This window comes from Enterococcus sp. AZ128 (genome assembly GCF_051714485.1).
Lineage (GTDB): Bacteria > Bacillota > Bacilli > Lactobacillales > Enterococcaceae > Enterococcus_A.
The window spans coordinates 768,726-792,674 of the sequence record NZ_JBIORZ010000002.1; the positions used below are offsets into that span (position 1 = coordinate 768,726).

General features: G+C 38.6%; 27 protein-coding genes and 1 tRNA gene. 22 read left to right on the plus strand and 6 right to left on the minus strand.

The genetic code is table 11. The features are described 5' to 3' along the window. Window positions 1-15: 15 nt before the first annotated feature. From selA to IGI38_RS15470, 10 genes are all read left to right on the plus strand, one after another. Window positions 16-1,392 (plus strand): L-seryl-tRNA(Sec) selenium transferase, encoded by a 1,377-nt coding sequence (gene selA, locus IGI38_RS15425; RefSeq protein WP_438732228.1) that lies wholly within the window; start codon window positions 16-18, stop codon window positions 1,390-1,392. A 36-nt stretch (window positions 1,393-1,428) separates the two neighbouring features. Beyond that, window positions 1,429-1,914, plus strand: coding sequence for a CD3072 family TudS-related putative desulfidase (locus tag IGI38_RS15430; protein WP_438733386.1), 486 nt, complete (start codon window positions 1,429-1,431; stop codon window positions 1,912-1,914). Beyond that, window positions 1,904-2,449, plus strand: coding sequence for a CD3073 family putative ECF transporter S component (locus IGI38_RS15435; RefSeq protein WP_438732230.1), 546 nt, complete (start codon window positions 1,904-1,906; stop codon window positions 2,447-2,449). The genes IGI38_RS15430 and IGI38_RS15435 overlap by 11 nt, the downstream gene beginning before the upstream one ends. 434 nt (window positions 2,450-2,883) lie before the next feature. Next, window positions 2,884-4,458 (plus strand): ribosomal protection-like ABC-F family protein, encoded by a 1,575-nt coding sequence (abc-f, locus tag IGI38_RS15440; protein ID WP_438732231.1) that lies wholly within the window; start codon window positions 2,884-2,886, stop codon window positions 4,456-4,458. Between the two features lie 253 nt (window positions 4,459-4,711). Continuing rightward, complete coding sequence (locus IGI38_RS15445) at window positions 4,712-5,071, plus strand: YxeA family protein (RefSeq protein WP_438732233.1); 360 nt, start codon at window positions 4,712-4,714, stop codon at window positions 5,069-5,071. A 145-nt stretch (window positions 5,072-5,216) separates the two neighbouring features. Next, window positions 5,217-5,969: an ABC transporter ATP-binding protein gene (locus IGI38_RS15450; RefSeq protein WP_438732235.1), complete on the plus strand. Its 753-nt coding sequence runs from the start codon at window positions 5,217-5,219 to the stop codon at window positions 5,967-5,969. A 10-nt stretch (window positions 5,970-5,979) separates the two neighbouring features. After that, window positions 5,980-7,782 (plus strand): FtsX-like permease family protein, encoded by a 1,803-nt coding sequence (locus tag IGI38_RS15455; protein ID WP_438732237.1) that lies wholly within the window; start codon window positions 5,980-5,982, stop codon window positions 7,780-7,782. A gap of 260 nt (window positions 7,783-8,042) precedes the next feature. Continuing rightward, on the plus strand, window positions 8,043-10,109 hold the full coding sequence (locus IGI38_RS15460) for an LTA synthase family protein (protein WP_438732239.1): 2,067 nt from the start codon (window positions 8,043-8,045) through the stop codon (window positions 10,107-10,109). A gap of 492 nt (window positions 10,110-10,601) precedes the next feature. Continuing rightward, window positions 10,602-10,964: a DUF1622 domain-containing protein gene (locus tag IGI38_RS15465; protein WP_438732241.1), complete on the plus strand. Its 363-nt coding sequence runs from the start codon at window positions 10,602-10,604 to the stop codon at window positions 10,962-10,964. Window positions 10,965-11,108: 144 nt separating this feature from the next. Further along, window positions 11,109-11,205 (plus strand) — tRNA-Sec (locus IGI38_RS15470). 97 nt (window positions 11,206-11,302) lie between these two features. Here IGI38_RS15470 and IGI38_RS15475 read toward each other — a convergent pair. From IGI38_RS15475 to IGI38_RS15485, 3 genes are all read right to left on the minus strand, one after another. Then, window positions 11,303-12,451, minus strand: a complete 1,149-nt coding sequence (locus tag IGI38_RS15475) for a tyrosine-type recombinase/integrase (RefSeq protein ID WP_438732242.1) — start codon at window positions 12,449-12,451, stop codon at window positions 11,303-11,305. Window positions 12,452-12,642: 191 nt separating this feature from the next. Next, the gene (locus IGI38_RS15480; protein ID WP_438732244.1) at window positions 12,643-13,368 is read right to left on the minus strand and encodes an ImmA/IrrE family metallo-endopeptidase; all 726 of its coding nucleotides are present in this window, start codon (window positions 13,366-13,368) and stop codon (window positions 12,643-12,645) included. Window positions 13,369-13,371: 3 nt separating this feature from the next. After that, window positions 13,372-13,725, minus strand: a complete 354-nt coding sequence (locus IGI38_RS15485; RefSeq protein WP_438732246.1) for a helix-turn-helix domain-containing protein — start codon at window positions 13,723-13,725, stop codon at window positions 13,372-13,374. Between the two features lie 291 nt (window positions 13,726-14,016). On the opposite strand from IGI38_RS15485, the gene IGI38_RS15490 reads away from it, so the two are divergent. The 8 genes from IGI38_RS15490 to IGI38_RS15525 are packed head-to-tail and all read left to right on the plus strand — an operon-like array spanning window position 14,017 to window position 18,832. Then, window positions 14,017-14,238, plus strand: a complete 222-nt coding sequence (locus IGI38_RS15490) for a hypothetical protein (RefSeq protein WP_438732247.1) — start codon at window positions 14,017-14,019, stop codon at window positions 14,236-14,238. After that, the gene (locus tag IGI38_RS15495; RefSeq protein ID WP_438732249.1) at window positions 14,231-14,500 is read left to right on the plus strand and encodes a hypothetical protein; all 270 of its coding nucleotides are present in this window, start codon (window positions 14,231-14,233) and stop codon (window positions 14,498-14,500) included. The genes IGI38_RS15490 and IGI38_RS15495 overlap by 8 nt, the downstream gene beginning before the upstream one ends. Window positions 14,501-14,557: 57 nt before the next feature. After that, a complete protein-coding gene (locus tag IGI38_RS15500; protein WP_438732250.1) occupies window positions 14,558-14,755 on the plus strand; it encodes a hypothetical protein in 198 nt (65 codons plus the stop codon). Window positions 14,756-14,793: 38 nt separating this feature from the next. Beyond that, on the plus strand, window positions 14,794-16,116 hold the full coding sequence (locus IGI38_RS15505; protein ID WP_438732252.1) for an AAA family ATPase: 1,323 nt from the start codon (window positions 14,794-14,796) through the stop codon (window positions 16,114-16,116). Beyond that, window positions 16,117-17,127, plus strand: a complete 1,011-nt coding sequence (locus tag IGI38_RS15510) for an ATP-binding protein (RefSeq protein WP_438732254.1) — start codon at window positions 16,117-16,119, stop codon at window positions 17,125-17,127. Window positions 17,128-17,139: 12 nt separating this feature from the next. After that, window positions 17,140-17,640: a hypothetical protein gene (locus IGI38_RS15515; protein WP_438732256.1), complete on the plus strand. Its 501-nt coding sequence runs from the start codon at window positions 17,140-17,142 to the stop codon at window positions 17,638-17,640. Window positions 17,641-17,652: 12 nt separating this feature from the next. After that, window positions 17,653-18,081, plus strand: coding sequence for a replication terminator protein (locus tag IGI38_RS15520; protein ID WP_438732258.1), 429 nt, complete (start codon window positions 17,653-17,655; stop codon window positions 18,079-18,081). Window positions 18,082-18,085: 4 nt separating this feature from the next. Further along, the gene (locus tag IGI38_RS15525; RefSeq protein WP_438732260.1) at window positions 18,086-18,832 is read left to right on the plus strand and encodes a hypothetical protein; all 747 of its coding nucleotides are present in this window, start codon (window positions 18,086-18,088) and stop codon (window positions 18,830-18,832) included. A gap of 127 nt (window positions 18,833-18,959) precedes the next feature. On the opposite strand, the gene IGI38_RS15530 is transcribed toward IGI38_RS15525, so the two are convergent. After that, complete coding sequence (locus IGI38_RS15530) at window positions 18,960-19,769, minus strand: DUF4393 domain-containing protein (protein WP_438732262.1); 810 nt, start codon at window positions 19,767-19,769, stop codon at window positions 18,960-18,962. Window positions 19,770-19,818: 49 nt separating this feature from the next. On the opposite strand from IGI38_RS15530, the gene IGI38_RS15535 reads away from it, so the two are divergent. Then, entirely contained in the window at window positions 19,819-21,426 is a 1,608-nt protein-coding gene (locus IGI38_RS15535) for a DEAD/DEAH box helicase (RefSeq protein ID WP_438732264.1), read from the plus strand. Next, the gene (locus tag IGI38_RS15540) at window positions 21,416-21,625 is read left to right on the plus strand and encodes a hypothetical protein (protein WP_438732266.1); all 210 of its coding nucleotides are present in this window, start codon (window positions 21,416-21,418) and stop codon (window positions 21,623-21,625) included. The genes IGI38_RS15535 and IGI38_RS15540 overlap by 11 nt, the downstream gene beginning before the upstream one ends. A gap of 77 nt (window positions 21,626-21,702) precedes the next feature. Here the strand turns inward: IGI38_RS15540 and IGI38_RS15545 are convergent, their stop codons facing one another. After that, window positions 21,703-22,362: a lysostaphin resistance A-like protein gene (locus IGI38_RS15545; RefSeq protein ID WP_438732268.1), complete on the minus strand. Its 660-nt coding sequence runs from the start codon at window positions 22,360-22,362 to the stop codon at window positions 21,703-21,705. Between the two features lie 125 nt (window positions 22,363-22,487). On the opposite strand from IGI38_RS15545, the gene IGI38_RS15550 reads away from it, so the two are divergent. Both IGI38_RS15550 and IGI38_RS15555 read left to right on the plus strand, forming a co-directional pair. After that, the gene (locus IGI38_RS15550) at window positions 22,488-22,748 is read left to right on the plus strand and encodes a hypothetical protein (RefSeq protein ID WP_438730292.1); all 261 of its coding nucleotides are present in this window, start codon (window positions 22,488-22,490) and stop codon (window positions 22,746-22,748) included. Between the two features lie 81 nt (window positions 22,749-22,829). Then, window positions 22,830-23,522: a DNA-methyltransferase gene (locus IGI38_RS15555; RefSeq protein ID WP_438730456.1), complete on the plus strand. Its 693-nt coding sequence runs from the start codon at window positions 22,830-22,832 to the stop codon at window positions 23,520-23,522. 57 nt (window positions 23,523-23,579) lie between these two features. Here IGI38_RS15555 and IGI38_RS15560 read toward each other — a convergent pair whose 3' ends face one another. Then, on the minus strand, window positions 23,580-23,816 hold the full coding sequence (locus tag IGI38_RS15560; protein ID WP_438730453.1) for a hypothetical protein: 237 nt from the start codon (window positions 23,814-23,816) through the stop codon (window positions 23,580-23,582). Between the last annotated feature and the right edge of the window lie 133 nt (window positions 23,817-23,949).

The window sequence follows — 23,949 nt, forward strand, 5'->3', positions numbered from 1 at the left end:
GAAAGCAGGTGGCCTATGTCAAAAGAGATTCAAAATATTTTAGCAAGTTTGCCTTCCGTGGATGTTTTATTGAAACAAATTGATCCGAAGTATCCCCATGGAAAAGCGAAGGAAGCAACACAGCAAATCGTAGCAGGCCTCAGGGAGTCCGTGGTCGAAGGAACAAGAAAAACGGTCATTGATCAAAAAAAAGTCGTAGCGATGATCCATAAACAGCTGGAAGAAAAGCAATTTTCACTGCGTCGCGTGATCAATGGGACTGGAACGGTGATTCACACTAATTTGGGACGTTCGTCATTAAGTGAGAAAACGCAAGAGCAGCTGCTAGCGACTAGTTTTCATTATTCGAATTTGGAGTTCGACCTAGAAAGCGGCAAGCGCGGTTCGCGGTACAGCCATTTAGTATCGATCGTGAAGAAACTCACGGGTGCAGAGGATGTGCTAGTCGTAAACAATAATGCGGCGGCAGTACTTTTGGTTTTGAGTACGTTGACGAAAGAAAAGGAAGTATTGGTTTCCCGTGGTGAGCTTGTAGAAATTGGCGGCGCATTCCGAATTCCTGATGTGATTACGTCAAGCGGCGGCAATATCGTAGAAGTTGGAACGACTAACAAAACGCATTTAGCCGATTACGAAAACGCAGTGACTGAAGAAACTGGCGCAATCTTAAAAGTGCATACTAGTAATTATCGAATCGTTGGTTTTACAGAAAATCCAGCGTTAAATGATTTAGCCGAATTAGCCCATACCAATGGCTTGCCGCTGATCAATGATTTAGGCAGCGGGTTGTTATTAGATATGCGGCCGTTTGGTCTGCCATATGAGCCAACGGTAAAAGAGGTACTGGACCAAGGCTGCGACATCGTGACATTCAGCGGTGATAAATTATTAGGCGGTCCTCAGGCGGGAATCATTGTCGGTAAAAAAGAATACATTGATAAGATGAAGAAGAATCAATTATTGCGGGCGTTGCGGATTGATAAAATGACATTGAGTGCGCTGGAAGCAACCTTATCCTTGTATCTAGATGAAAAGGAAGCGCTGAAATCAGTGCCGACGCTTCAAATGATTGGATTAAGTGAAGAAGATTGTTTAGGGAAAGCAGCGGAACTTGCGGCAATGCTGCAGCCAGTTACCGAGTTGAGTGTGAAGATCGAAAAAGACAGCAGCAAAATCGGCGGCGGGTCTTATCCGGAACACTTATTGCCGACGTACGCGGTGGTAATAAGCAGTGAACGCTTTACTGCCGATGTCTTACAAGAGAAATTACGTTTAGCAGCAACACCAATCATTACACGAATTAAAAATGACTGCAATTTCCTAGATCTGCGGACCATCACATTGGAAGAGTTTCCGCTGATTCAGGAAAGTCTGCAAGATATTTTTAAATAAAGTAAAGGAGGTAGGACCATTCAACCACAGAAACAAATAGTTGCCGTATCTCATTGTGTTTTGAATCAGAATGCGGTGATCCATGGCTGGGAGCGAGCACGAGGAGCGTTTCCATTTGCGATCGAGTTATTGAGCCGCGGGATCGCATTGATTCAGCTGCCGTGTCCGGAGTTTATCGTGCTAGGGGGCGATCGTCCGCCAATGAGTTATGAAGAATACCGTGATTTACCGAACTATCGGCAAAAATGTCAGGAACTACTGCAGCCGATGATTCAGCAGATTCAAGCTTATCAGGCAGAAGGCTATCAGTATCTTGGGGTCATCGGGATCAACGAAAGCCCGAATTGCTCGATCAGTGGACAAAGGGGTGTTCTGATGGAAGAGTTTTTTGAGGCGTGTCAGAAAGCTCAGATCGGAACCAATTTTTTAGAAGTACCTACATGGTACAGCGAGGACGATCAAGGGAACTTTGAGAAACAGCTGCAAAGATTTTTAGAAAGAGGGATAAAGAATGAACAGTAAAGCAAGAGTAATCGCGATGTGTGCTATCGCAGTCGTTTTAAATGTTGTGTTGGGTGAGGCGGTATCGATGATGAAGATTCCGTTGTTGTTCCTGGATACGATGGGCACGATCTATATCGCGGCGAATTTTGGCATGGGGTATGGGATTATAACAGGTGTGACTACGAACTTATTGATGGGCTTATTCAGCGGACCATTATCGATTCCGTTTGCATTAGTGAATGTGGCGGTAGCGATTGTTGTCGCATTACTAGCGAAAAAAGGTTTTGGCTATAAACAAGCTTTGATTGCAGGTGTATTATTAGCTTTTATTTGCCCAATGATCGGTGCACCGATACGATTAGCGCTGTTTGGCGGATTTACCGGATCAGGCACGGACATCGTGATTATGGCGCTTAGAGCTTCTGGCAAGGAAATGATTAGTGCGACGTATTGGGGCGCTGTAACGGGCAATGTAGTGGATAAAATCGTCTCATGTTTGTTAGTTGCTTGGTTTATCAAGTTGCCGCAAATGAAACGTTTCGCAGTAAAATGAGCGTGAGCAGGTTCTAAGGCTAAGGTACTTAGTCTGGAATTTTTAAAGTGAGCTGGCTATCAACGAAAAAAGTTGAGGCTAGCTTATTTTTTTGTCTTCAATTTTGGTTAGAGAGCGATGTTGCTATTTTTGATGATTGTGCTATTCTTTAAGTACTATTTATTTGAGAGGGGGAATTACACATGGTTTGTATGCCAAAAATAACGATGAATCAAGATAGTTTACGATTCCATATCAGCTTTTGTCATACGCTTACCTTTAAATCAGTGTCCAAGGGAGACGTTTGCTCAAAAACACTTAAATTTAAAGAAAATGCATGACCATGCGGTAAAAACCTAAACTTTTGGAAGTTTAAATAATAACAAGGTCATGTTTGGATTATCCATACATGATTTTTTTGTTTCTCCATGGTCTTGCTTAAGGAGAAGAAGACAATGTTGATTCAAGCAAATAGGATTACAAAAGAATTTAGTACTACGCCAGTTTTTAGCGGCTTAACACTGGCGCTTAATACTGGTGATAAAATCGGTTTAGTTGGTATGAACGGCTGTGGCAAGAGCACATTATTACGGATATTAACTGGAGAAGAAGGAATCAGTGAAGGAAGTGTGAGTCGGCGAAAAGGGCTGAGAATCGGTTATGTACCACAAAAACTGGCCTATAGCGACGAAAGTGTTAAAGATTATTTGCTGGATAGTTTTGCGGAAATTGGCATGCTGCGTCAGAAATTGCAGCAAATCGAAAAAGCGTTGGCTGATCCTGAGGCGGAAATTGAGCAGTTATTGGAAAAATACGGTCGTTTGCAGGAACGTTATGAAGAAGCGGGTGGCTATACCCTGGAGGATCGAATAATCAGGACGCTTAAGGGCCTAGAGGTGGCGGACAAATTGGAAGCCCCGCTCGCTATGCTAAGCGGTGGTCAGCGCGTTCGAATTGAGTTGGCACGAGTCCTCACGGAACCTGCGGAGGTACTATTTTTAGATGAGCCTACGAATCATTTAGACATTGAGGGGATCACTTGGTTGGAGAACTATCTAAGGCATAGTAAGCAAGCGTATCTGGTAATCTCTCATGATCGAGAATTTCTAGATAATGTTGTGAATCGGATCGTTGAGATCGAAGGCGAGCAGGCTATCAATTATCCGGGGAATTACAGTAAGTTCGCCCAACTTAAACGAGAAAGAATAATCTTGTTGAAAAAGAATTATGATCTGCAGCAAAAAGAAATCCAGCGGCTCCAGCGAATGAGCCGACGGTATCGTCAATGGGGCAACGAATCGGATAACGAGGATTTTTTCCGCAAGGCCAAAGAAATTGAACGCCGCATAGAAAAATTAACACAAGTGTTAATAAAACCGCCTGAATCAGGCAAGAAACGCTTGCAGCAGATCACGCAAACGAGTCGATCGGGTAACGAAGTTTTAATTGCAAAAGGTCTCGGAAAATTGATCGGAGACCATATTCTATTTGCCGATTCAGATTTCATTATCTACCGACAGGAGCGACTGGCTTTAACAGGTGTTAATGGCAGCGGAAAGACGACGTTAATTCGTTGCCTGCTGGGAGAAGATTCGTTAGATGAAGGTCATATCAAATTAGGTGCTAGTGTTAGAATTGGTTACCTTCCGCAAACGCTGTATTTTGAAAAACCGGCGCAGCGTATTTTAGATTATGTTCGAGAGTTTCTGACAGAAGAGCAAAAGGCGCGGCAAATGTTGGCTCGATTCGGTTTTTTTGCCGAGGATGTATCAAAACGAATCCAAGATCTTTCCGGCGGGGAGCAGATGCGCGTATATTTGTTACGATTATTCCAGCAAAAAATCAATTTTCTGATCTTAGATGAGCCGACAAATCATTTAGACATTGACGGGAAAGAGGAATTGGAAGCCATTTTGGACGAGTTTTCCGAGACACTATTGGTGGTATCTCATGATCGTTACTTTTTGCGGAAAGTTACCCATGGTCAATTGGTGATCAAAGGTGAAAAAATCTATAAAGCTAGTAATTGATAAGAACATTAATAAGAGGACCTGTGACAAAAGTCTTGTCACAGGTCTTTTTTCCGAACAAATGGTGTGTCAGAAGTAGCTTCTTTGGAAATAAGCCGAAATTTCTTGAAGCTGACCACTTCTGTCACAATCTCTTCTTTGTGCAGATTTCTCAAAATGACAAAAATGTTAGGTGATTTTAGGATGTATCAATGGTTGATTTTCAATGAGTTCTATATAGTTGCTTTAGAAATTGATAAAGGAGCAATCAATGATGAAAAAAATTTTAATTGGTTTAGTTAGTTTGATCGTTATCGCCTTTGTAGGCTTACAAATAGCAGATAAAGTTGTAAAAGGCGGGGAAGATTACTACGTTCAAATTACCACCGATGGACAACGAATCGATGAAAAGGATGACAGCGGCAATTCATATGTTGACTACAAATACTCCTTGCCAGGCTATGACAAAGACGGGAATGAGAAAGAGTTGAACTTTAACGCGTCAAAAGATCGTCCATTGCGACGCGAAGCTTTTCTTAAGATCACTTGGAATAAGAAAAAGGGCGTAACCTCTTATGAAGAGGTCCAACAAAAACAAGTACCGAAAAAAGCAGCGGAAAAGCTAGGGGTCTAGCTTTTCTTTACGACTAAATGAAATAGAGAAGAACTAGGATTTTAGTCTAGCTTTGAAATGTTTAGCTGGAAAATCGCTAGGACGAGTATCAATTTACTTTCGGGTTAAGAAAATGACTGTTTAAAACCGAGATAGGAGTGGAAGTATGGAAAAAATTGTAACGGTTAATGAAGTGAAGAAAACTTACGGAAAAGGCAATCAGAAACAGACACAGGCTTTAAAAGGAATTTCTTTTGAAGTAGAAAAAGGCGAATTCGTCGGAATCATGGGGGCTTCCGGTTCAGGTAAGTCAACACTATTGAATTTGCTGGCAACTTTGGATAAGCCTACCGATGGAAAAATTCGGATAAATCAAGCCGATGTGACAAAACTGTCTGGAAATAAATTAGCCGATTTTCGCAGTCGTGAGATTGGATTTATTTTCCAAGATTTCAATTTATTGGAAAATTTGACCGCTGCGGAAAATATCGCGGTGCCTTTGTCTCTGCAAGGGGTTAAAGGGAAGGACATTCATCGTCGCGTGGCTGAGGTTGCGAAACGTTTGTCGATCGACAGCATCCTAAATAGTTATCCCGCCCAAATCTCTGGCGGTCAAAAGCAGCGTGTGGCCGCAGCCCGGGCCTTGATCACGCAGCCGACTATTCTATTAGGGGATGAACCTACAGGTGCTTTGGATTCGAACAGTGCCCGTGATTTACTAGACACGATGGAGGAGTTGAACCAAAAGGACCAAGTTTCGATACTTTTGGTAACGCATGATCCTTTTTCAGCCAGCTATTGTCAACGGATTCTGTTTATCAAAGACGGCGTAATCTATCAAGAAGTTAAAAGAGAAAATCAAACGCGAGAGGCTTTTTATCGTCAGATTTTAAGTATTCTCGGGAATTTAGAACAGTAGGGGGGATTCGATGCTTTTAAAATTATCACTTACTGGGATCAAAGGGCGTTTGAGAGATTATATCGTGCTCTTTTCAGGGCTTGTAATGGCCTCTGGGATCTTTTATATGTTTGAAAGTTTGGCTACTAATAAGGCCTTTTTAGAAAACAATTCGATGATTTCTTCGGTTGTTCTGATTTTTCATCTAGGAACAGTGCTACTGTCGATCATCACTTTTGTCTATATTTTGTATGCTAATTCATTTTTGATGACGATGCGGCAAAAAGACTATGCCATGTTTATGATGCTGGGGGCAAAAGGACGTAAAATCGCACAGTTGATCTTTATTGAAACCTTTGTTGTCGGTATTGGCGCTACATTAGTCGGGACGTTATTAGGAATTGGCTTAAGCAGTATCGTTCAACAATTATTGGTTCAACAATTGGCCATTAAGATCACGCATTTTACAGCGATCAATACCTCAGCTGTTGTGTTTACAATCATCTTCTTTGCGGTGATATTCTTACTTGCTGCCTTGGTGAATGCCATGACGATTGTGAAAAAACCAATCTTGAATTTATTGAAGGCGAGCGAAACGCCCTTGCCGGCTAATCGTAAATTTGTGACATTAATCTTAGAAGTACTCGCTGGCATTTTGTTTTTAGGCATTGGGTATTTCATGATGACTCAAGTGACAAAATTGGCATTCTTGGCTTTAGTCGTAGCGTTGGTCACGATTATTTTGGGGACGTACTTTGTTTTCCATTCGATCTTGATTTTCGTGTTGGATATTCTAAAACGCCGCGACAGTATCGCGTTGAAGAATTTGAACAATTTTACTTTGTCGCAATTAAGCTTCCGTATTCAAGATTATACGAGAATTTTATCGATGGTGGCGATGCTCTTCGCATTAGCGTTAGGGGCGATTACTGTGGGATTAGGGTTCCACAATGAAATTATGAAAATGACTGAAGCGACTTCGGCTTATGATTTGGTTCTAAATAATGGACAAAATTTCAGTGCTTCCGATCTTAAACAGATCAACGCGACTTCGGATGCAATTTATCAGCAAAAAGAGGACAATGATACTGTTTATTACGATCGTGCACAATTTGATCAAACCCCTTTAAGGACGAAGGAATTGACCATGAGCCGTCAGGCGAAAAAAGTGGCATACACGGGTGAACAATTGGCCAATGATGTAACTGCGTCCGACCAGTTACGTTCATTAGAATTACCGGAACAAAGTGCGAAGAAGCACCAATTTTTAACGAGTGAAGCGTTTGCGGCTTTACCCAGCAGTGCAACTGAATTACGGGTGATAACGGTAGCGGATTTTACGAAAGACAAAGAAGCTTTGAAAAATTTAGCTAATGAGAATTTCCGTAAAAATCCTACGTTGGATAAGAATATGAGCAGTATGAACCAAAAGGTTTTGGTTTATGAGCTGTACAATGCTTTGTTCTCTGGTTTTGAATTTATGGGCTTCTTCTTAGGAATCGCCTTTCTAACGATGTTGGCAAGTTGTCTGATGTTCAAGATTTTATCTGGCGCGAAAAGCGATATTCAACGTTACAGCATGTTGGAAAAAATTGGGACACGTCGGAATTTGTTGAAGCAATCTATCCGTAAAGAAATCGGCATTTTGTTCTTAGTGCCTGGTCTACTTGGAGTAACGCATGTATTGTTTGGATTGCAGATGTTTAAGACTCTATTGAGTGAACCCTATAGTAATATTTGGCTGCCGTTTCTAATTTTCTTTGTTCTATACTTTGTCTATTATTTATTGACAATATGGATCTATACGGGGATTGTGATGAAACGCGAGGCTTAAATAATCTTCCGGCTATGCCGGAAGATTATTGTTATTTTATGGATAATTATTAAGATTGTGAATTTTTTATGTCTTAGGAAATTTTCATTTGATCTGAAAAAGCTAAATAAATAGGGGTTCATTCCTTAAATTTTGAATGAAATAGCGTGTTTTATTTAAAAAATATAAAATTGACTAGTCATTCGTAAATAAAAATGCATATTTTTTAAATCTGCTCTATAGTGGTAACGGACAATTTAATAGAGAAAGAAGTGTTCCGGATGAACCGGGTAAAAAAGGCGTTTACCAATCGTTGGCTGATCTTATTGACAGCCAGCATACTGTTTTGGGCAAAGACGATCTTAGCCTATTATGTTGATTTTTCATTAGGTGTGGAAGGGTCTATTCAATCCTTCATTTTGTGGATCAATCCGATTGCCACGACGTTGCTGCTTTTTGGCGTTTTCCTCTACGTCAAGAAATTTAAGCCGGCGTTAATCGTGTTGTTTTTAATGGATCTGCTGAATACATTGATCCTATATTTAAACGTGATTTTTTATCGCGAGTTCACTGATTTTGTAACGATCAAATCAATTTTAGGGTTCTCTAAGGTTTCGCAAGGGATCTCGGGCAGTTCTTTTGCCCTGATGAAAGCTCACGATATTTTCTACTGGGTGGACTTGATCGTCTTTTTAGGGATACTGATCTATATTTTTGCCAAACGCAAGGAAATCGTCAGCAAACCAGTCAAAAAGACCTTTGCTGTGTCAATCAGCTGTTTGGCCGCGTTGACTTTTTCAGTCAATTTATCTTTGAGTGAGGCTAATCGCCCACAATTATTGCAGCGGACATTTGATCGATCCTATATCGTAAAATATTTAGGATTAGATGCCTTTACTATTTACGATGGCATCAAAACGGAGCAGACAAATAGTGTGCGAGCTCACGCGTCTAGTAATGGATTAACAGATATTTTGAAATATACAAAGAGCCATTATGCAGCGCCTGATCCAAGTAAATATGGTATCGCAAAAGGCAAAAATATCATCGTAATCCATTTGGAAAGCTTCCAGCAATTTTTGATCAATATGAAAGTTGATGGACAAGAGGTCACACCCTTCTTGAATAGTTTGGAAAATGACAACAAACAAACCTTGGCATTTGATAATTTCTTCCATGAAGTTGGTCAGGGGAAAACCAGTGATGCGGAGAATATGTTAGAAACGGGAACCTTTGGCTTATCTCAGGGCTCATTGTTTACACAACTAGGTTCAGATAATACTTTCCAAGCTGCGCCAGCGATTTTGAATCAAGAGGCGGGCTACACAAGCGCTGTGTTCCATGGGAATGTCGGCAGCTTCTGGAATCGCGACCATGTGTACAAAAATCTCGGCTATCAAAATTTCTTTGATCGCTCCTATTTCAATCAATCGGATGAAAATCTAGGGTATGGGATCTTGGATAAGGATATGTTGAAGGAAACGGTTGGTCATTTAGAGCATTTGCAGCAACCCTTCTATTCAAAATTCTTGACGGTAACGAACCATACACCGTATTTGACGGATGATAAGAACTTTAATTTCCCTGCGTTAAAAACAGGAAATAGCACTGTCGATGATTATGTACGAACGGCTCATTATTTGGATGAATCATTGCGGCAATTCTTTGATTATCTGAAGACTTCAGGTGTTTATCAAAATTCGATCTTTATGATTTACGGCGACCACTTCGGAATTTCTGATAGTAATAATAAAGACTTGGCCAAGGCACTAGGAAAAGATCCAACGACATGGAGCAAATTTGACGATGCGCAAATGCAACGGGTACCTTTGATGTTTCATATCCCAGGATATACAAATGGCGGCATCCAGCATCAATATGGTGGAGAGATTGACGTTCTGCCTACCTTGCTGCATTTGATGGGGATCGATAATAAAAAATATATTCAATTCGGTACAGATCTATTTTCACCGCAGCATGATCAAACCGTCGCTTTCCGGAATGGGGATTTTGTTACACCAAATTATACGGAATTAGGCGGTGAAACGTATGATAATAAGACAGGTGAGAAGGTTGATCCAACAGCCTTGAATATTACACCAGAGATCGACAAAGAGCAAAAGCACGTCAAACAGGCGTTGAGTTTATCTGACAAATTGAACCAAGAAAATCTGTTGCGTTTCTACACTCCAGAGGGCTTCACTCCGGTCGATCCGAAAAAATACGATTATCATGACTTAGATAAGAAAAATACTGCGATTGAAAATCAAAAAGGCAATCAATCAACTAGCCTTTATTCGAAGAACGGTAATAAAACAACAGCTGCTCTTTACCCGCCAATTCAATAGATAGGAAGAAGAAGTATTCTTAACGAATGCTTCTTTTTGCGCGTTCCACTTTGCGCTTTAGGACATTAATGGGATTGTATGCGAAACGAAAATAAGCTTGAAATAAGAAACTGTTTATTCTACCTTTCAAAACTAGTATGTGGGACCTTTTAGCTAGCTTCGATTCCCATACATTTCCGCCAAGTGCTAAATCAATTCAGCAGTTGAGCGATTATTTGATAAAATAAGTGTGAAAGAATTAAGATCGTTAAGTCGTAAAAAGTATCCTTTAAAAATCCGGGTGCATTTTCTTTTAACGTTTTCAACATAATAATCATCCTTTCGAGGGTTTATGATAGTATGAAAGTTACCATAAAGAGTGAAGCTTATTATCGCCTTAAAGGATCCTAAGAAAGTATAAACGTTGCATCAATTTGAGGTGAGAGGAATATGTTTGATTCGGAACCTATTTCGGCTTAGAATATACGTATAAAGAGAAAAGGCAGGATCATTATGGCTACTGTTGAGAATGTTATACAAATTTTTTTTCATCCAATTGTATTATTATTGGATGTTTTATCGATCGCTATTATTATAATCGGAGCGGCTCTGGCTTTTTTCAAATTGCTTCAACGCGGAAGCAAAAGAGATTTCACTTCTGTTCTGCAAAAAAATAAATATATCAAGGCCTATTTAGGCAGTTATATTTTACTAAGTTTAGAATTTCTAATCGTAGCGGATATTATTGAGACCATTATCAATCCAACTTTTCAGGACATTATCAAATTAGGTTTGATTGTTGTAATTCGGACGATGATCTCTTATTTTCTAAATAAGGAAATCAGTGAATTTTCTGAAGAACAGATCGACCAATAGGTATTAATCAGGTTCAAATTTTACCCAATAATTTAGTAATTTTAAAAAAGAAAGAAGTATCCCAGAGAAGGCGCTATCTTTCTTTTTTTCTTTGCGATTTGTTATTGATTCCAACTCAGATGAATGGTATGATTGTTTTGTTTCGGGAGTGGATGGGTTCTGGTGTTCCCTCTGGTCTTCAAAACCAGTATGAGGAGTTAGGAGCTTCTTGGGTGGGTTCGATTCCCACACATTCCCGCCAATATAAAATATATGTCTGACAAACACTGAATTGACGCCAATGTAGACAGTGTTTGCCGGACTTTTTTATTTTACGGACCGTTTTTGGACCCGTTCTATTAGAAATTTGTATATTCGACCAATTGATCGACGGTTTCGTGTGTCCTCTTATCGGTAATATGCAGGTAGGTATCCATAGTAATTTGAATTGAGGCATGGCCTAACCTAACCTGAACATCTTTCACTGTAACACCGGCTTCAAGAAGCATAGTTGCGTGGGTGTGTCTTAGACCGTGAATAGTGATCCGTTTTAAGTTGTTTTGCTTGATAATAGAATTCATCCATTTTCTAGGTTTTGACAGTTGCATGAATGTGTTTCGTTCATTACTAAACAACAGCTGGTTAGGCTTGAGCGTATTATATCCTGAAATTAGAAACTCTTTTCGCTGGACTGATCGCCAATGTTTCAGTATATCCAATGTCTTTTGATCCATTGGAATAGTACGTTTTGAGTTTTTTGTTTTAGGTTGTTCAACATATAAACGGTTGTTTTCACCTCTCGTAAGAGTTTTACTGATTCTAATAGTTTTATCCTTAAAGTTAACATCTTCCCATGTGAGAGCTATCAGCTCACCTACGCGCATACCGGAGAAGGCAAGCGTTCGGAAAAAGGCAATCATTTTTTGTTTACCATTTTTATTTACAGCTGCAAGAAAATCTTCAAGTTCCTGTTTTGTAAAGAAGTTAGCAATTGATTCATCATCGAGCGCTTTTTTTCGTTTTGGCATTGTTATCTTCTCAAAAGGATTACCTTCAGCATAGCCCAGACTAATTGCAAATTTTACAATTCTTGAAGCATCACTTATTGTTTTACGGTAGTTTACTAGTTCTGTAACTTTACTGTTTGCAAAAGATTGAGCTTTGGAGACAGGGATTTTATTAACTTTATAATCTTTGAACACTGGTAAAATGTGTAATTCAAACATTTCCTTTGTTTTGCAGTAAGTACTTTCTTTTACAGTGTTTTTATAGCTTACTTCCCATAAATCATAAGCTTCTTGGAAAGTGATGACGATGTCTTTTTGTAATCCATCTTTTTCAAACTCGATTTTCAATTTGTTTAGAGCTAATTGGGCTTCTTTTTTAGATTTAAATCCATAGCGTTTAGTCCGGATCTCCTTGCCTGTAGCATCATCCTTCCCTAGGTAAGCTCGAAACATCCAAGCCTTTTCTCCATTCTTTTTTTCATAAGATTTAAATGTTGCCATAACAATTCTCCTTATCTTGCACGGACCGGTGTTGATAAGATATAATTATGACAAATAGGCCCTGTAAAAAGGCTAGTTTATGTGATCACGATCTAACTCTTGGCGGGGTAGGGATCGTGTTTTTTTCTTTTCATTGATAGAAATTATTATCGGACTATCTAACTGAAATGAAAAATGATATCAAGCTATTTCTAAATAGTAAATAGCTTCCTTTGTTCAAAAATAGAACGTTTGTTTGTTTTTTTGGTAAAAAAAGAAGGAGCTATATAATCTCCAATTATTTTCTTCTCAAAACTCTCTATGCTGACCATTTCCTGAAGTAAACTATTCCGATCATAATAAGATTTACCTTTGTATTTAAAAACCACAAAATCTGCATCATCAAAAGTCATCATACAATTAATTTGTAAAAATCTAATAATACGCCTTTGGAGTAGCCAGTCAGGAACATCAAAAAGTTTTAACATCTCTACATAATTCATCTGAGGATCACTAATTGCTACATATAAACTAATGTCGGGTATGTAGTACATCATAGCAGCTGTATTTGCTTCAATTTCAATTTTTTCAGTGCCAGTGTATAAGTTTTCTATACCATCACGGAAATTCTGAGAACTATCAGTACTGAGGTGTAAAGTATCATGACCGATTTCATGAACACGTCCTACATTTTTAGTATGACGGGTATTTGAATCATTTATCATGATACTTTTTCCTAACTCATCTCGCATATAATGTCCCACGACTTTCTTTGTAGAAAAATTATGCTCGATATATTTAATGTCCCTCTCAGCTGTTATATATTCGAAAAAATCATTTAAGTGAAATTTTTCAGGTGAGGTATGCATTCCATGCAAAAATCTATAAGTATCAATATTACAAAGTTTTTGAATTTCTAGGTACCGATCAATCTCCATCCACTATTCGCCTCGCATCATACGTTTTCTAATAACCAAATAATCTTTCCATTCTTTTTCAAGTGTAGCTATCTCATCATCAGTCATACCCTCAGTTTCAGCTTTGAAAAATTCAGTTAAATTGTCTTTAGAAGAGTCAGGTTTCTTTTCATCAGGAGAAGGCTTGTCAGTTCTGCCAAGCAAGTAATCAGTAGTGACGTTGAAATAATTAGCAACCTTCTCAAGAGACTCTGCTTTTGGGCTACTAGTTTGCCATGAATAAAATGCATGTCTACTAAGGCCAAGTTCTGTAGCAACATCTTTAAGACTTTTACCTTGTTTTTTTGATAACTCAGAAACCCTTTCAAACAAAGTCATAAGAGAACATCCTCCTGTTACACACAGTTATGTTATAAAACTTTATACACAAAACGCTTTACTTGTAGAAAATTTTATAATAAACTGAGCGTGTAAGTTAATTTGATAGAAAAAGCGCACTAAAATACAAACCTTAATTAGCACTAGTTTGGCGACCGGATGCAACAAAAAGTTTTGTTATAGGCTTATTTCTTCATGTCTAAATAGTATAAAACTTTATACACGATGTCAATAGAATAAGCAAATTCTATCAGATTAACTTACTCAACAATGAAGGAAGGAGGGGGGGGAATGTCTAACTTGGCGAATGGACGAGCAGCAATAAAGCTGTTTCTAAAAGAGAACAATCTAGTAGTAGAGGACTTAGCCACTGCATATGGATACACAAGAGTAAGGATGCAGCAGATTTTGGATGGGCGATGGAGTGGACCAAAGGCGAATAACACCGTTTTAGAAATAATAAGAGATTACAGAATTAGGACACCAAAAGAAGAGGATGAAGAACGTGATTGAGTTTGTTTTAAGTAAAGAGCAAAAAGAAGATATTCGTTCTGAGATAAGCGTTCTAATCAATCAAACGGTTGAAAAAAACGCTTCAGTAAAATATTTAGGTCGAGAGTTCCTTCGAATTGGAGAGACGGCAGATTATTTAGGTGTTACTCCAGCAACGGTAAACAAGTTTTTCCGACTAGGTTTAACTGTTTCCGTTATTGATGGAACAAAACTTGTATCTAAAACAAACATAAAAACATTTGTAGAAAGTTTTGAACAATAGTAAGCACGGACCGGTGTTTATAAGGTTTTTATCTTAATAGTGCGAGGAGATGAGTAAATGAAAAAAATACACTGGTTACGACGACTAACTCTTTTGTTAGCGATGTTTGGTGTAGGAGCAGCTGCCGCGACTGTAGGAATTATACCTATATGGATAAAGTTCATTTTAGTTGCTGGGATTGGTGGGCATTTACTATTAATGGCAGAGTTCGAGTATGAAAAACAAAAAAGCCTACCTCGGGTGCCACCGAGATAAGCAAATAAAATAATACATCTAAGGAGAGTGTAAAACATATGGCAATGAAAATCAATAAGTTGGAGATTGAGAACGTCAAGCGGGTGAAGGCTGTCAAAATTGAGCCTACTCAAAATGGACTTACGATTGTTGGTGGAAACAATAATCAAGGTAAAACAAGCGTACTGGATGCTATTGCGTGGGCTTTAGGAGGTGACAGATATAAGCCTAGCCAAGCAAACAGAGAAGGATCAATGACTCCACCGAACCTTCATATTGTAATGAGTAATGGACTAGTTGTAGAACGTACCGGTAAAAATTCTTCACTAAAGGTGATTGATCCAGATGGTAAAAAAGGTGGGCAATTGCTACTAAACAGTTTTGTAGAAGAATTAGCTATTAATTTGCCGAAGTTCATTGATTCTAGTTCAAAAGAAAAAGCACAAACTTTGCTACAGATTATCGGTGTTGGCGATCAGCTCTTTGAGTTAGAACGTTCAGAAACCGAAGAATACAATAAACGTCACACAATTGGTCAGATCAAGGATCAAAAAGAAAAGTATGCGAAAGAAATGCAGTTTTATCCCGACGCGCCCAGAGAATTAGTTTCCATTCAAGACTTAATTGATCAACAACAAGAAATCTTAGTCCGTAATGGAGAAAATCAACGCAAACGACAACAAGTAGCTGAAATCAGCCAACGCTTTGAATTGGAGCACAATCAAATCGAGAGTCTGCGGCAGCAATTACTTGAATTAGAAACGAAACATAATCAAACCTCTCTAGACCTTGAAACAGCTCAAAAATCAGCCAAGGATCTTGAGGATGAATCAACGGCTGAACTTGAAAAGAATATTGCTGAGATTGAAGAAATCAATCGGCGTGTACGTGTGAATTTCGATAAAGATAAAGCAGAAGAAGATGCGCTGGACTACAAGAATCAATACGACACTCTGTCTGCTGAGATTGAAAATATTCGCCAACAGAAAACAGATTTGCTTACAAATGCAGAATTGCCATTGCCTGGATTGTCAGTGGAAGATACAGAACTAACATACAAGGGCCAACGTTGGGATAACATGAGCGGCTCGGATCAGTTGAAAGTATCCACGGCTATCGTTCGCAGATTGAAGCCAGATTGTGGGTTTATCTTATTGGATAAATTGGAACAAATGGATCTTACTTCATTAAATGAATTCAGCCAGTGGCTAGAGCAGGAAGGCTTACAAGCTATTGCTACTCGTGTTAGCACAGGAGAAGAATGCGAGATCATCATCGAAGACGGCTATGCGGTGAAAAACAAAACAGTATCGACTACTCCTGATCAACAACCAGTAGTGGAGAATAAACCAAAGTCATCATGGGAAGGAGCAGCGTTCTAAATGAATATTACTACAGGAAGAGTACCACGCGCACAAAAAGTCGTTCTATACGGTGTTGAAGGAATTGGTAAATCAACTTTTGCGAGTCAGTTTCCAGATCCATTATTTATTGATACGGAAGACTCAACTCTTCATATGGACGTGAAACGATTCGACAAGCCAACAAGCTGGACTACGTTAATGCAACAGGTTGAATACGTCAAACAGAATAAGCCTTGTCAAACTCTTGTTATCGATACGATGGATTGGGCAGAAGATATTTGCAAGCGTCATTTAATGGCTGCCAATGGTTGGTCGGCTATTGACTCAGAAGGTTACGGTAAGAAATTTGTAGCTCTAGCGAAAGAAATGGGCAGTCTACTAAATCTGTTGAGTGATGTTATTGATGTCGGCATTAATGTCGTCATTACTGCACATGCAATGCTTCGAAAAAAAGAAGAGCCTGACGAAATGGGAGCTTATGATCGTTACGAGTTAAAACTCGAAAAGAAGACAGCACCGATCGTCAAAGAATGGGCGGACATGGTACTTTTCGCAAATTATAAAACTACGATCATTACTGATAGTAAAACAGACAGCAAAAAAGCGACTGGTGGTCAACGGATGATGTACACCACTCACCGACCAGCCTGGGACGCAAAAAACCGCATTGGTTTAGCGGATGAATTGCCATTCGATTACGCACAAATTGTATCTGCTTTTAGTGAAGTATCACTACAGCAAAAACCGATAGCGAAAGAGGAACCACATTCTGGAGTGATTACAGAATCAGAACCTATCTTTGAACCGGAACGAAAGATGGACATTCCTGCAACAGTCCCACGACCGGTAGCTGATCTGATGACGAATGATCAAGTGAGTGTTGACGAAATCATGCAAGTGATCTATCAAGGTGGGTTTATGCCAGCAGATACACCACTAGAAAATATTCCACAAGATTTGTGGGACTACCTAAGCACCAACTGGGGCAGCGCCATGAATTTATTAAAAACAAAGATTAGAAGTTTTTAGGAGGATTTTTAGATGAACAACGAGAACGAATTTATTGGATGGGATGACAGTTTTGTCGCCGAAGAAAGTCAATTTACTTTATTACCTGCAGGAGAATATCCATTCACAATTGTTGGATCAGATCGGAAAATTTATGACGGTAATAGTGACAAAATCCAGAATGGAACACCGTATGTTGAGCTTGAGGTAAAAGTCAAAGGACAAGAAGGAGAAACCACGGTTAAGGAAAGATTGTATATGGTGAAAAAATTCTCCTGGAAACTCACGCAATTCTTTACTTCTATTGGTCAGGCGCCAGTTGTAGGGCAACCATTTTCGCCAAATTGGAACATGGTTATCGGAAGTACTGGTATGGCAAAAGTTGAAGTAAATAGTTACACAAAAGACGGTCAGGAAAAGCAAAACAATCGTATTAAGGAATTTCTGAAACCTGCGGCAAACGCCAATACTATGCAGCAAACAGGGCAGCAGACAACACCAAATCAAGCCGGTTTCCAACCAGGAGCATTTTAGGAGGGTATAAGTATGAAGAGTGAAATTGAAATCAATCTATCAGAACTAGCAAATGGAGCTATTCAAGAAAAACTAGACGGCGAATTAGAAAAAGTATTCGAAAATATTCATGATCCAAATACTAAGGCAACGGATAAGCGCACAGTAACTATTAAACTCGTGTTTAAACCAGATGAAAATCGTCAAGTGATTGCAATGAATAGTAGTTTTTCAACTACTCCAGCACCAGTTCGTGATTTTGACACGACTATTTTAACAGGAAAAGATTTAACGAATGGCAAGATTGCTGCTCGTGAATTGAAATCAGAAGCACCAGGTCAAACCTATATAGATCCCGAAACTGGCGAACCAAAAACAGATGTCGGTCAATCGATTGACGTGATCGAAAAAGAAGAAGCGAAGAAAAAACAAATTATCGACTTACAAAAGAAAAGAGGATAAATAAATGGACTTAACTAAAGAAGCAATCAAATTTATGACAGAAATGGAAACAAAGCCACATGAACGAATTATTGAGATGGATGATGATCGTCTATTCTCAGTGAACGCTGCAGGAAATGTTGAGGAAATTTACCCGAAAACTTTTCTGGCAGTTGAACAAATCAACATTAATACACTAAGCGGCATTGTGAACTATATCAAAGCCAACATCGAACGTATTGAATCAAATTTGATTCTGCACATCAAGGATGAAAAAAATGTATCGCTTATGGGAACTTTAGAAGTTGATGGAGATCGAGAAATGTTAGCGACTGCTCGTGCAATAGTTCCAAGATTTGATTATGGTCATTTTCACGATATGGAAGAGTTCAATATTGCTCTTCAATCAAAATTTGTTAGTACAGAAGATCGCGAAATTTTATTACAAGTGATTGGCAACGTCTCAGAATCGAACGTAAAAAATACTGGTGACGATGGTGTTAGTCAAGCTGTAACAGTTAATCAGAGTATGGTTACTCAAGTAGATATGAAAGTACCTAATCCTGTTGTGTTGGCGCCTTTCAGAACGTTTGTGGAAGTGGACCAACCGGAGAGCCAATTCATTTTTAGAATGAAAGATGGTCCACGCGGTGCAATATTTGAGGCTGATGGTGGTGCTTGGAGAAATGAAGCAATCGTCAACGTACGCGAATACTTCGAGAAAAATCTAAATGAAGAAATCGAAACGAAACGAATCACTATTTTAGCTTAGGGGTGGTTATATGATGATAATAGCATCGTTTATCGTTACTTTTTTAACCAATGTAATTTTTTTCAGATGGTATACAGCAGAAATTGCGAAAGAAATGAAAAAAATAGAAGAGAGAGTAGATAGGAAACTACTCTTCTTCGGGGGAAAAAACCAACGAGCAAAATGATTCACCTAATGAGGATATAAAAACATGCTTGCGTAATGTACGAATTTCCACTTCTTGATCTATAAAATAATCTAATGTTTTGGAGTGCTCCATTTGCAATTTTTTAGTCTCCAAAAATTCTTGTCCATTTTCAAATTGTTCATAAAGATTTTGGTTTTCTTGTGAGAGAAGTTCGTTGCTGTCTATATTTATTAACCCATATGATTCAAGAGTATTGAGTGCAGAAGGTGCTGATATTGTACCTTCATTAGTTAGGATGAGATCCTTGACAAAATCGATCCCACTTGATGTGTTTTTTATAATAATACTAATATCCACACAAGGGGTTGCAATTGGATACCTGAGATAAATGGTTTTCAACAAAGAGGCATCTTCTGACACTAACTCTGCCAGTATTGAAGAAAAGCGAGGAGAAGAAAGACCATTTTTGCGATCGTCTACTAGACCCGCAATCAAATTAGAAAAGTATTCTCTCATTTCGTCGTTTTCAAGTTGGTAACGTGAATCTTCCATGACTTTTAGAGCCAAACCTAATTTTGAAATATCACGATTATTCTCAGGGATTACGTCCGTTTTACAATTAACTTTTTCTACAAAATCTTGATAGGATTTTTCACTAATCACATTGAGCTTTCTAAGTGGTCCCATAACAAAGTTTGCAACTCCGCCAAGACCTTCACCTAATGACTTGGTAGCTGGTCCAAAAATATTTGTGATCAATTCTTTAGGAATTAATTCGATATTAATTAGTGAGCCTTTCTCATCTGACATAAAATCATCTCCTTGAGAAAAATTATACCAATAAAGAAAGGGATTTTCTATGCAACTAAGACCTTATCAACAGGAAGCACGAGAAGCTATCCAACAAGAATGGGAAGACGAGAAGAAACGCACTCTTTTAGTTCTCCCCACAGGCTGTGGTAAGACGATCGTATTTAGTAAGGTCATCGAAGATCGAGTGAAAAGGGGCGAGCGTGTGCTCGTCCTCGCTCACCGAGGTGAATTACTAGATCAAGCTTCTGATAAATTACAAAAGTCCACAGGACTTAAAACAGCGACAGAAAAAGCAGATCAGACGAGTATCGGAAGTTTTTTCCGAGTAGTCGTTGGATCAGTACAAACATTAATGCGGGAGAAACGGCTAAGCAAGTTTCCTCCTAATTTTTTTGACACAATTGTGGTTGATGAAGCTCACCACTGTATCAGTGATGGCTATCAACGAGTTTTGCAGCACTTTGAAGACGCAAATGTATTAGGTGTTACTGCAACGCCTGACCGTGGAGATATGCGTAATTTGGGGTCATACTTCGAAAGCTTGGCTTATGAGTATTCATTACCACAAGCTATTAAAGAAGGTTACCTATCACCGATTAAGGCTCTGACTTTACCGTTGAAATTAGACTTGTCTGCGGTTAAGCAACAAGCTGGCGACTTCTCTACTAAGGATTTAGGGACTGCGCTTGATCCGTACCTCTACCAGATTGCAGATGAAATGGCGAAACATTGTAAAAATCGCAAATCAGTCGTTTTTCTTCCGCTGGTAAAAACATCTAAGAAGTTTCGGGATATTTTGAACGATCGTGGATTTAGAGCGGCAGAAGTAAACGGAGAATCAAAAGATCGAGCTGAGATTTTAGAAGACTTTGATAATGACAAATACAACGTCCTTTGTAACTCCATGCTCTTAACAGAAGGTTGGGATTGCCCTAGTGTTGATTGTATTGTAGTTCTTCGACCAACGAAAGTTCGCTCCTTATATTCACAAATGGTTGGGCGTGGAACACGTCTGTATGAAGGAAAAGAGGAGCTTCTTTTATTAGACTTCTTATGGCATACAGAACGGCACGAGCTTTGCCATCCAGCACATCTGATTGCCAGCACTGATGAAGTCGCTAAGAAAATGACTGAGAATATCGAGGAATCTAGTGAAACAGGATTCGCTATCGATCTTGAAGAGGCAGAGGTACAAGCGGAAAAAGATGTTGTTTCGGAACGTGAAGAGGCTTTAGCCAAACAACTAGCTGAAATGCGAAAAAGAAAACGCAAGCTTGTTGATCCGCTGCAATTTGAAATGTCGATACAAGCTGAAGACTTATCAAGCTACGTTCCAAGTTTTGGCTGGGAAATGGCACCGCCGACTGATAAACAAGTTCAATCACTTGAAAAATTAGGCATTCTACCTGATCAAATTGATAACGCTGGAAAAGCTACTAAAATGTTAGAACGGCTTGAAAAGCGTAGACAAGAAGGGCTTGCGACACCTAAACAAATTAGACAACTAGAGCAACGCGGATTTAGGAATGTTGGAACATGGAAGTTTGAATCTGCTAGTAAGATGATTGGGCGGATAGCAGCGAATGGATGGAGATTGCCACAAGGGATTAATCCTGGAACATACGCTGAAGAAGGTGTGACAAATGTATCCTGATGAAATAAAAAATTATGTAACAAACGAACAGTTTTTAGAACATCGACAACTACTTAAAGACCTGAAAAAATATTATATCAAACTACACAAATACGGTGAAATGAGCAAAGAATATTTAAGAGAAAGCTTAGTAAATCTAAGAGAAGAAAAGACAACACTTGAACGATATTATGCACGTTGGAAAAAGAATAAGGCCTAATGAAAGTTCCTGTAAGTGGGGCTATTGCGTAACTAATTTAAAAAAAAGAGAAAGCTGCAAGACTATTCTTTAAAAACTTAACCAAATAGGACGTTTGAATAATCTAAAATTGCATGAATTAAAATTGGAACAAACAAGGTTCCGCTCTTTTTATAAGCCAGAGCAAACAGTCCACCGCCAACAATCCCTTGACCTAATAAATTACTTGAAATGTTGGTAAACAAATCTGAAAGGGAGCCATTTGCAATAATTGTTGGCAATAGTCCATGCATAGCGCCAAATAGCAAACCACTAATGATTATTCCTATTCGAAAACCATATTCTTGATCTATTTTTGTGAATAAGTAGCCTCTGAAAATAAATTCTTCAGAGAAGGCGACGATCACTAAGTAAAAGAAAGCTAAATAAAAGCCTTTTACTGTGAAATCTCCGTTAGACAAAAACATAATTAAATAGACTACTAGTAGTAGCACACTTACCAACCGAGAGTTATTCGTAAAGCCCACTTCACTTAAGGGTCTGTTTTTCAAAAAGTTTAGGAAAAAAATTAGGATGACAAATAATAGATTAATTATAGTGTCTGATAAAAACTTAATCCAAATATTTTGTGAGTTGATATCTTTTAACGAAATTAACCAGCCTTTGCTCCATAAAAATGAAGTAGAGAAGTAAAAAAATACCCCATAGAGAACAGTCAGGAATACAGCCACTAATACAGTTTTACTAATTTTCGTCATTTTTTTCCTCCGTCATATGCTTATACAATTTGTCGCTTCATCTAAAAAGGATAGGATTTTTGGATATATTAGTCAATATAAATTCCACTAATGGAGGATACAGAGGAGGAATCTAATTGGGAGATATGGGAGATTATTGGCGAGATGTTAAGCCGTATCTCAAAGAACGTAGGCAGAAACATGTTCAGCACATGGGAAACTCTGCTAGTAGAAATATAGAAAAACTCGGTTATGACTACAAACACTATCCTAATAATCATCAATTCGCTATCGAGACAAAAAAAGGAATCATTGATTATTGGGGCACAACAGGAACTTGGATCGATCGGAGAACTAAAAAAAGAGGTAAAGGGCTTGAGAGCCTTAGAAACTACTTAAGTCAATAAACGACAGCTATCAAGTAGGAAAAAAGGGGAGTGAGAATAACGAAAACAAATTTAATTTACAACGAGGACTGTTTAGAAGGAATGAAAAGAATTCCAGACAGATCCATCGACATGATTTTATGTGACCTTCCTTACGGAACGACTGCAAATACATGGGATTCAGTCATACCTTTTGATCTTTTATGGGTCCAGTACGAGCGAATCATCAAAGACAATGGCGCTATTGTTCTCACTGCAAGTCAGCCTTTTACCACTGAAGTAATAGCCAGCAACAAAAAAATCTTCAGGTATGAGTTGATATGGGAAAAAGATAATGCTACGGGATTTCTAGCGGCACATATTAAGCCGATGAAGATCCACGAAAATATCCTTGTCTTTTATAAAAGCACTCCAAAATACAATCCGCAAATGAGAGATGGCTTTGCAGCGTATAAAGCCAAAAACGGAATGGGGAGTACAAATTACAGGCAACAAAGAGAAGTAGTGACAGAATCAGACGGGAAAAGATTTCCGATTAGCATTTTGAAGTTTAAGAGAGACAAAGAGAAGAGCCATCCAACACAAAAACCTGTTGCGTTGTTTGAATATCTGATCAAAACATTTACAGATAAAAACGAGATCGTTCTTGATAACTGTATGGGTAGCGGAACAACAGCAATTGCTTGTTTAAATACCGATCGAAGATATATAGGCTATGAAACTAATAAAGACTATTTTGAAATGTCTTTAGACAGAATAAAAAACAATACAACTCAACTGGATCTGTTTGGTTAGTTCCGGTAACCACACCTATCAAAGAAAAAACACTGAGTACTAAGCTCAGTGTAAGTATCAAATATTCATTTGCATTTGACAATCGATTATCGCATCTTGTATTTTATCAAAACTCTTGATGTCAAGGTCATAAATGGAGAGTTTCATTTTCATAGCTTTGATCTCTTTTAAGTTTAAAACAGCAAATAGACTTCTAATAGTCTTCGCACTAGGATTATCAAAGTTTGCTTTTTCTAGGGAAGCATATATTCGATAATTAGAAACATAAACGTGTACAGGATAAAAGTTAGTCATTGTTTTCACATCCTTATGGTACTCAACAACCATAACACCAAAAAGGATAATAATGTGAATAAGAGGCGAAACGTAAGTAAAACATAATCCAATGACTATGATTGACGAATAAAACCAGCTGTTTCCGCAACTG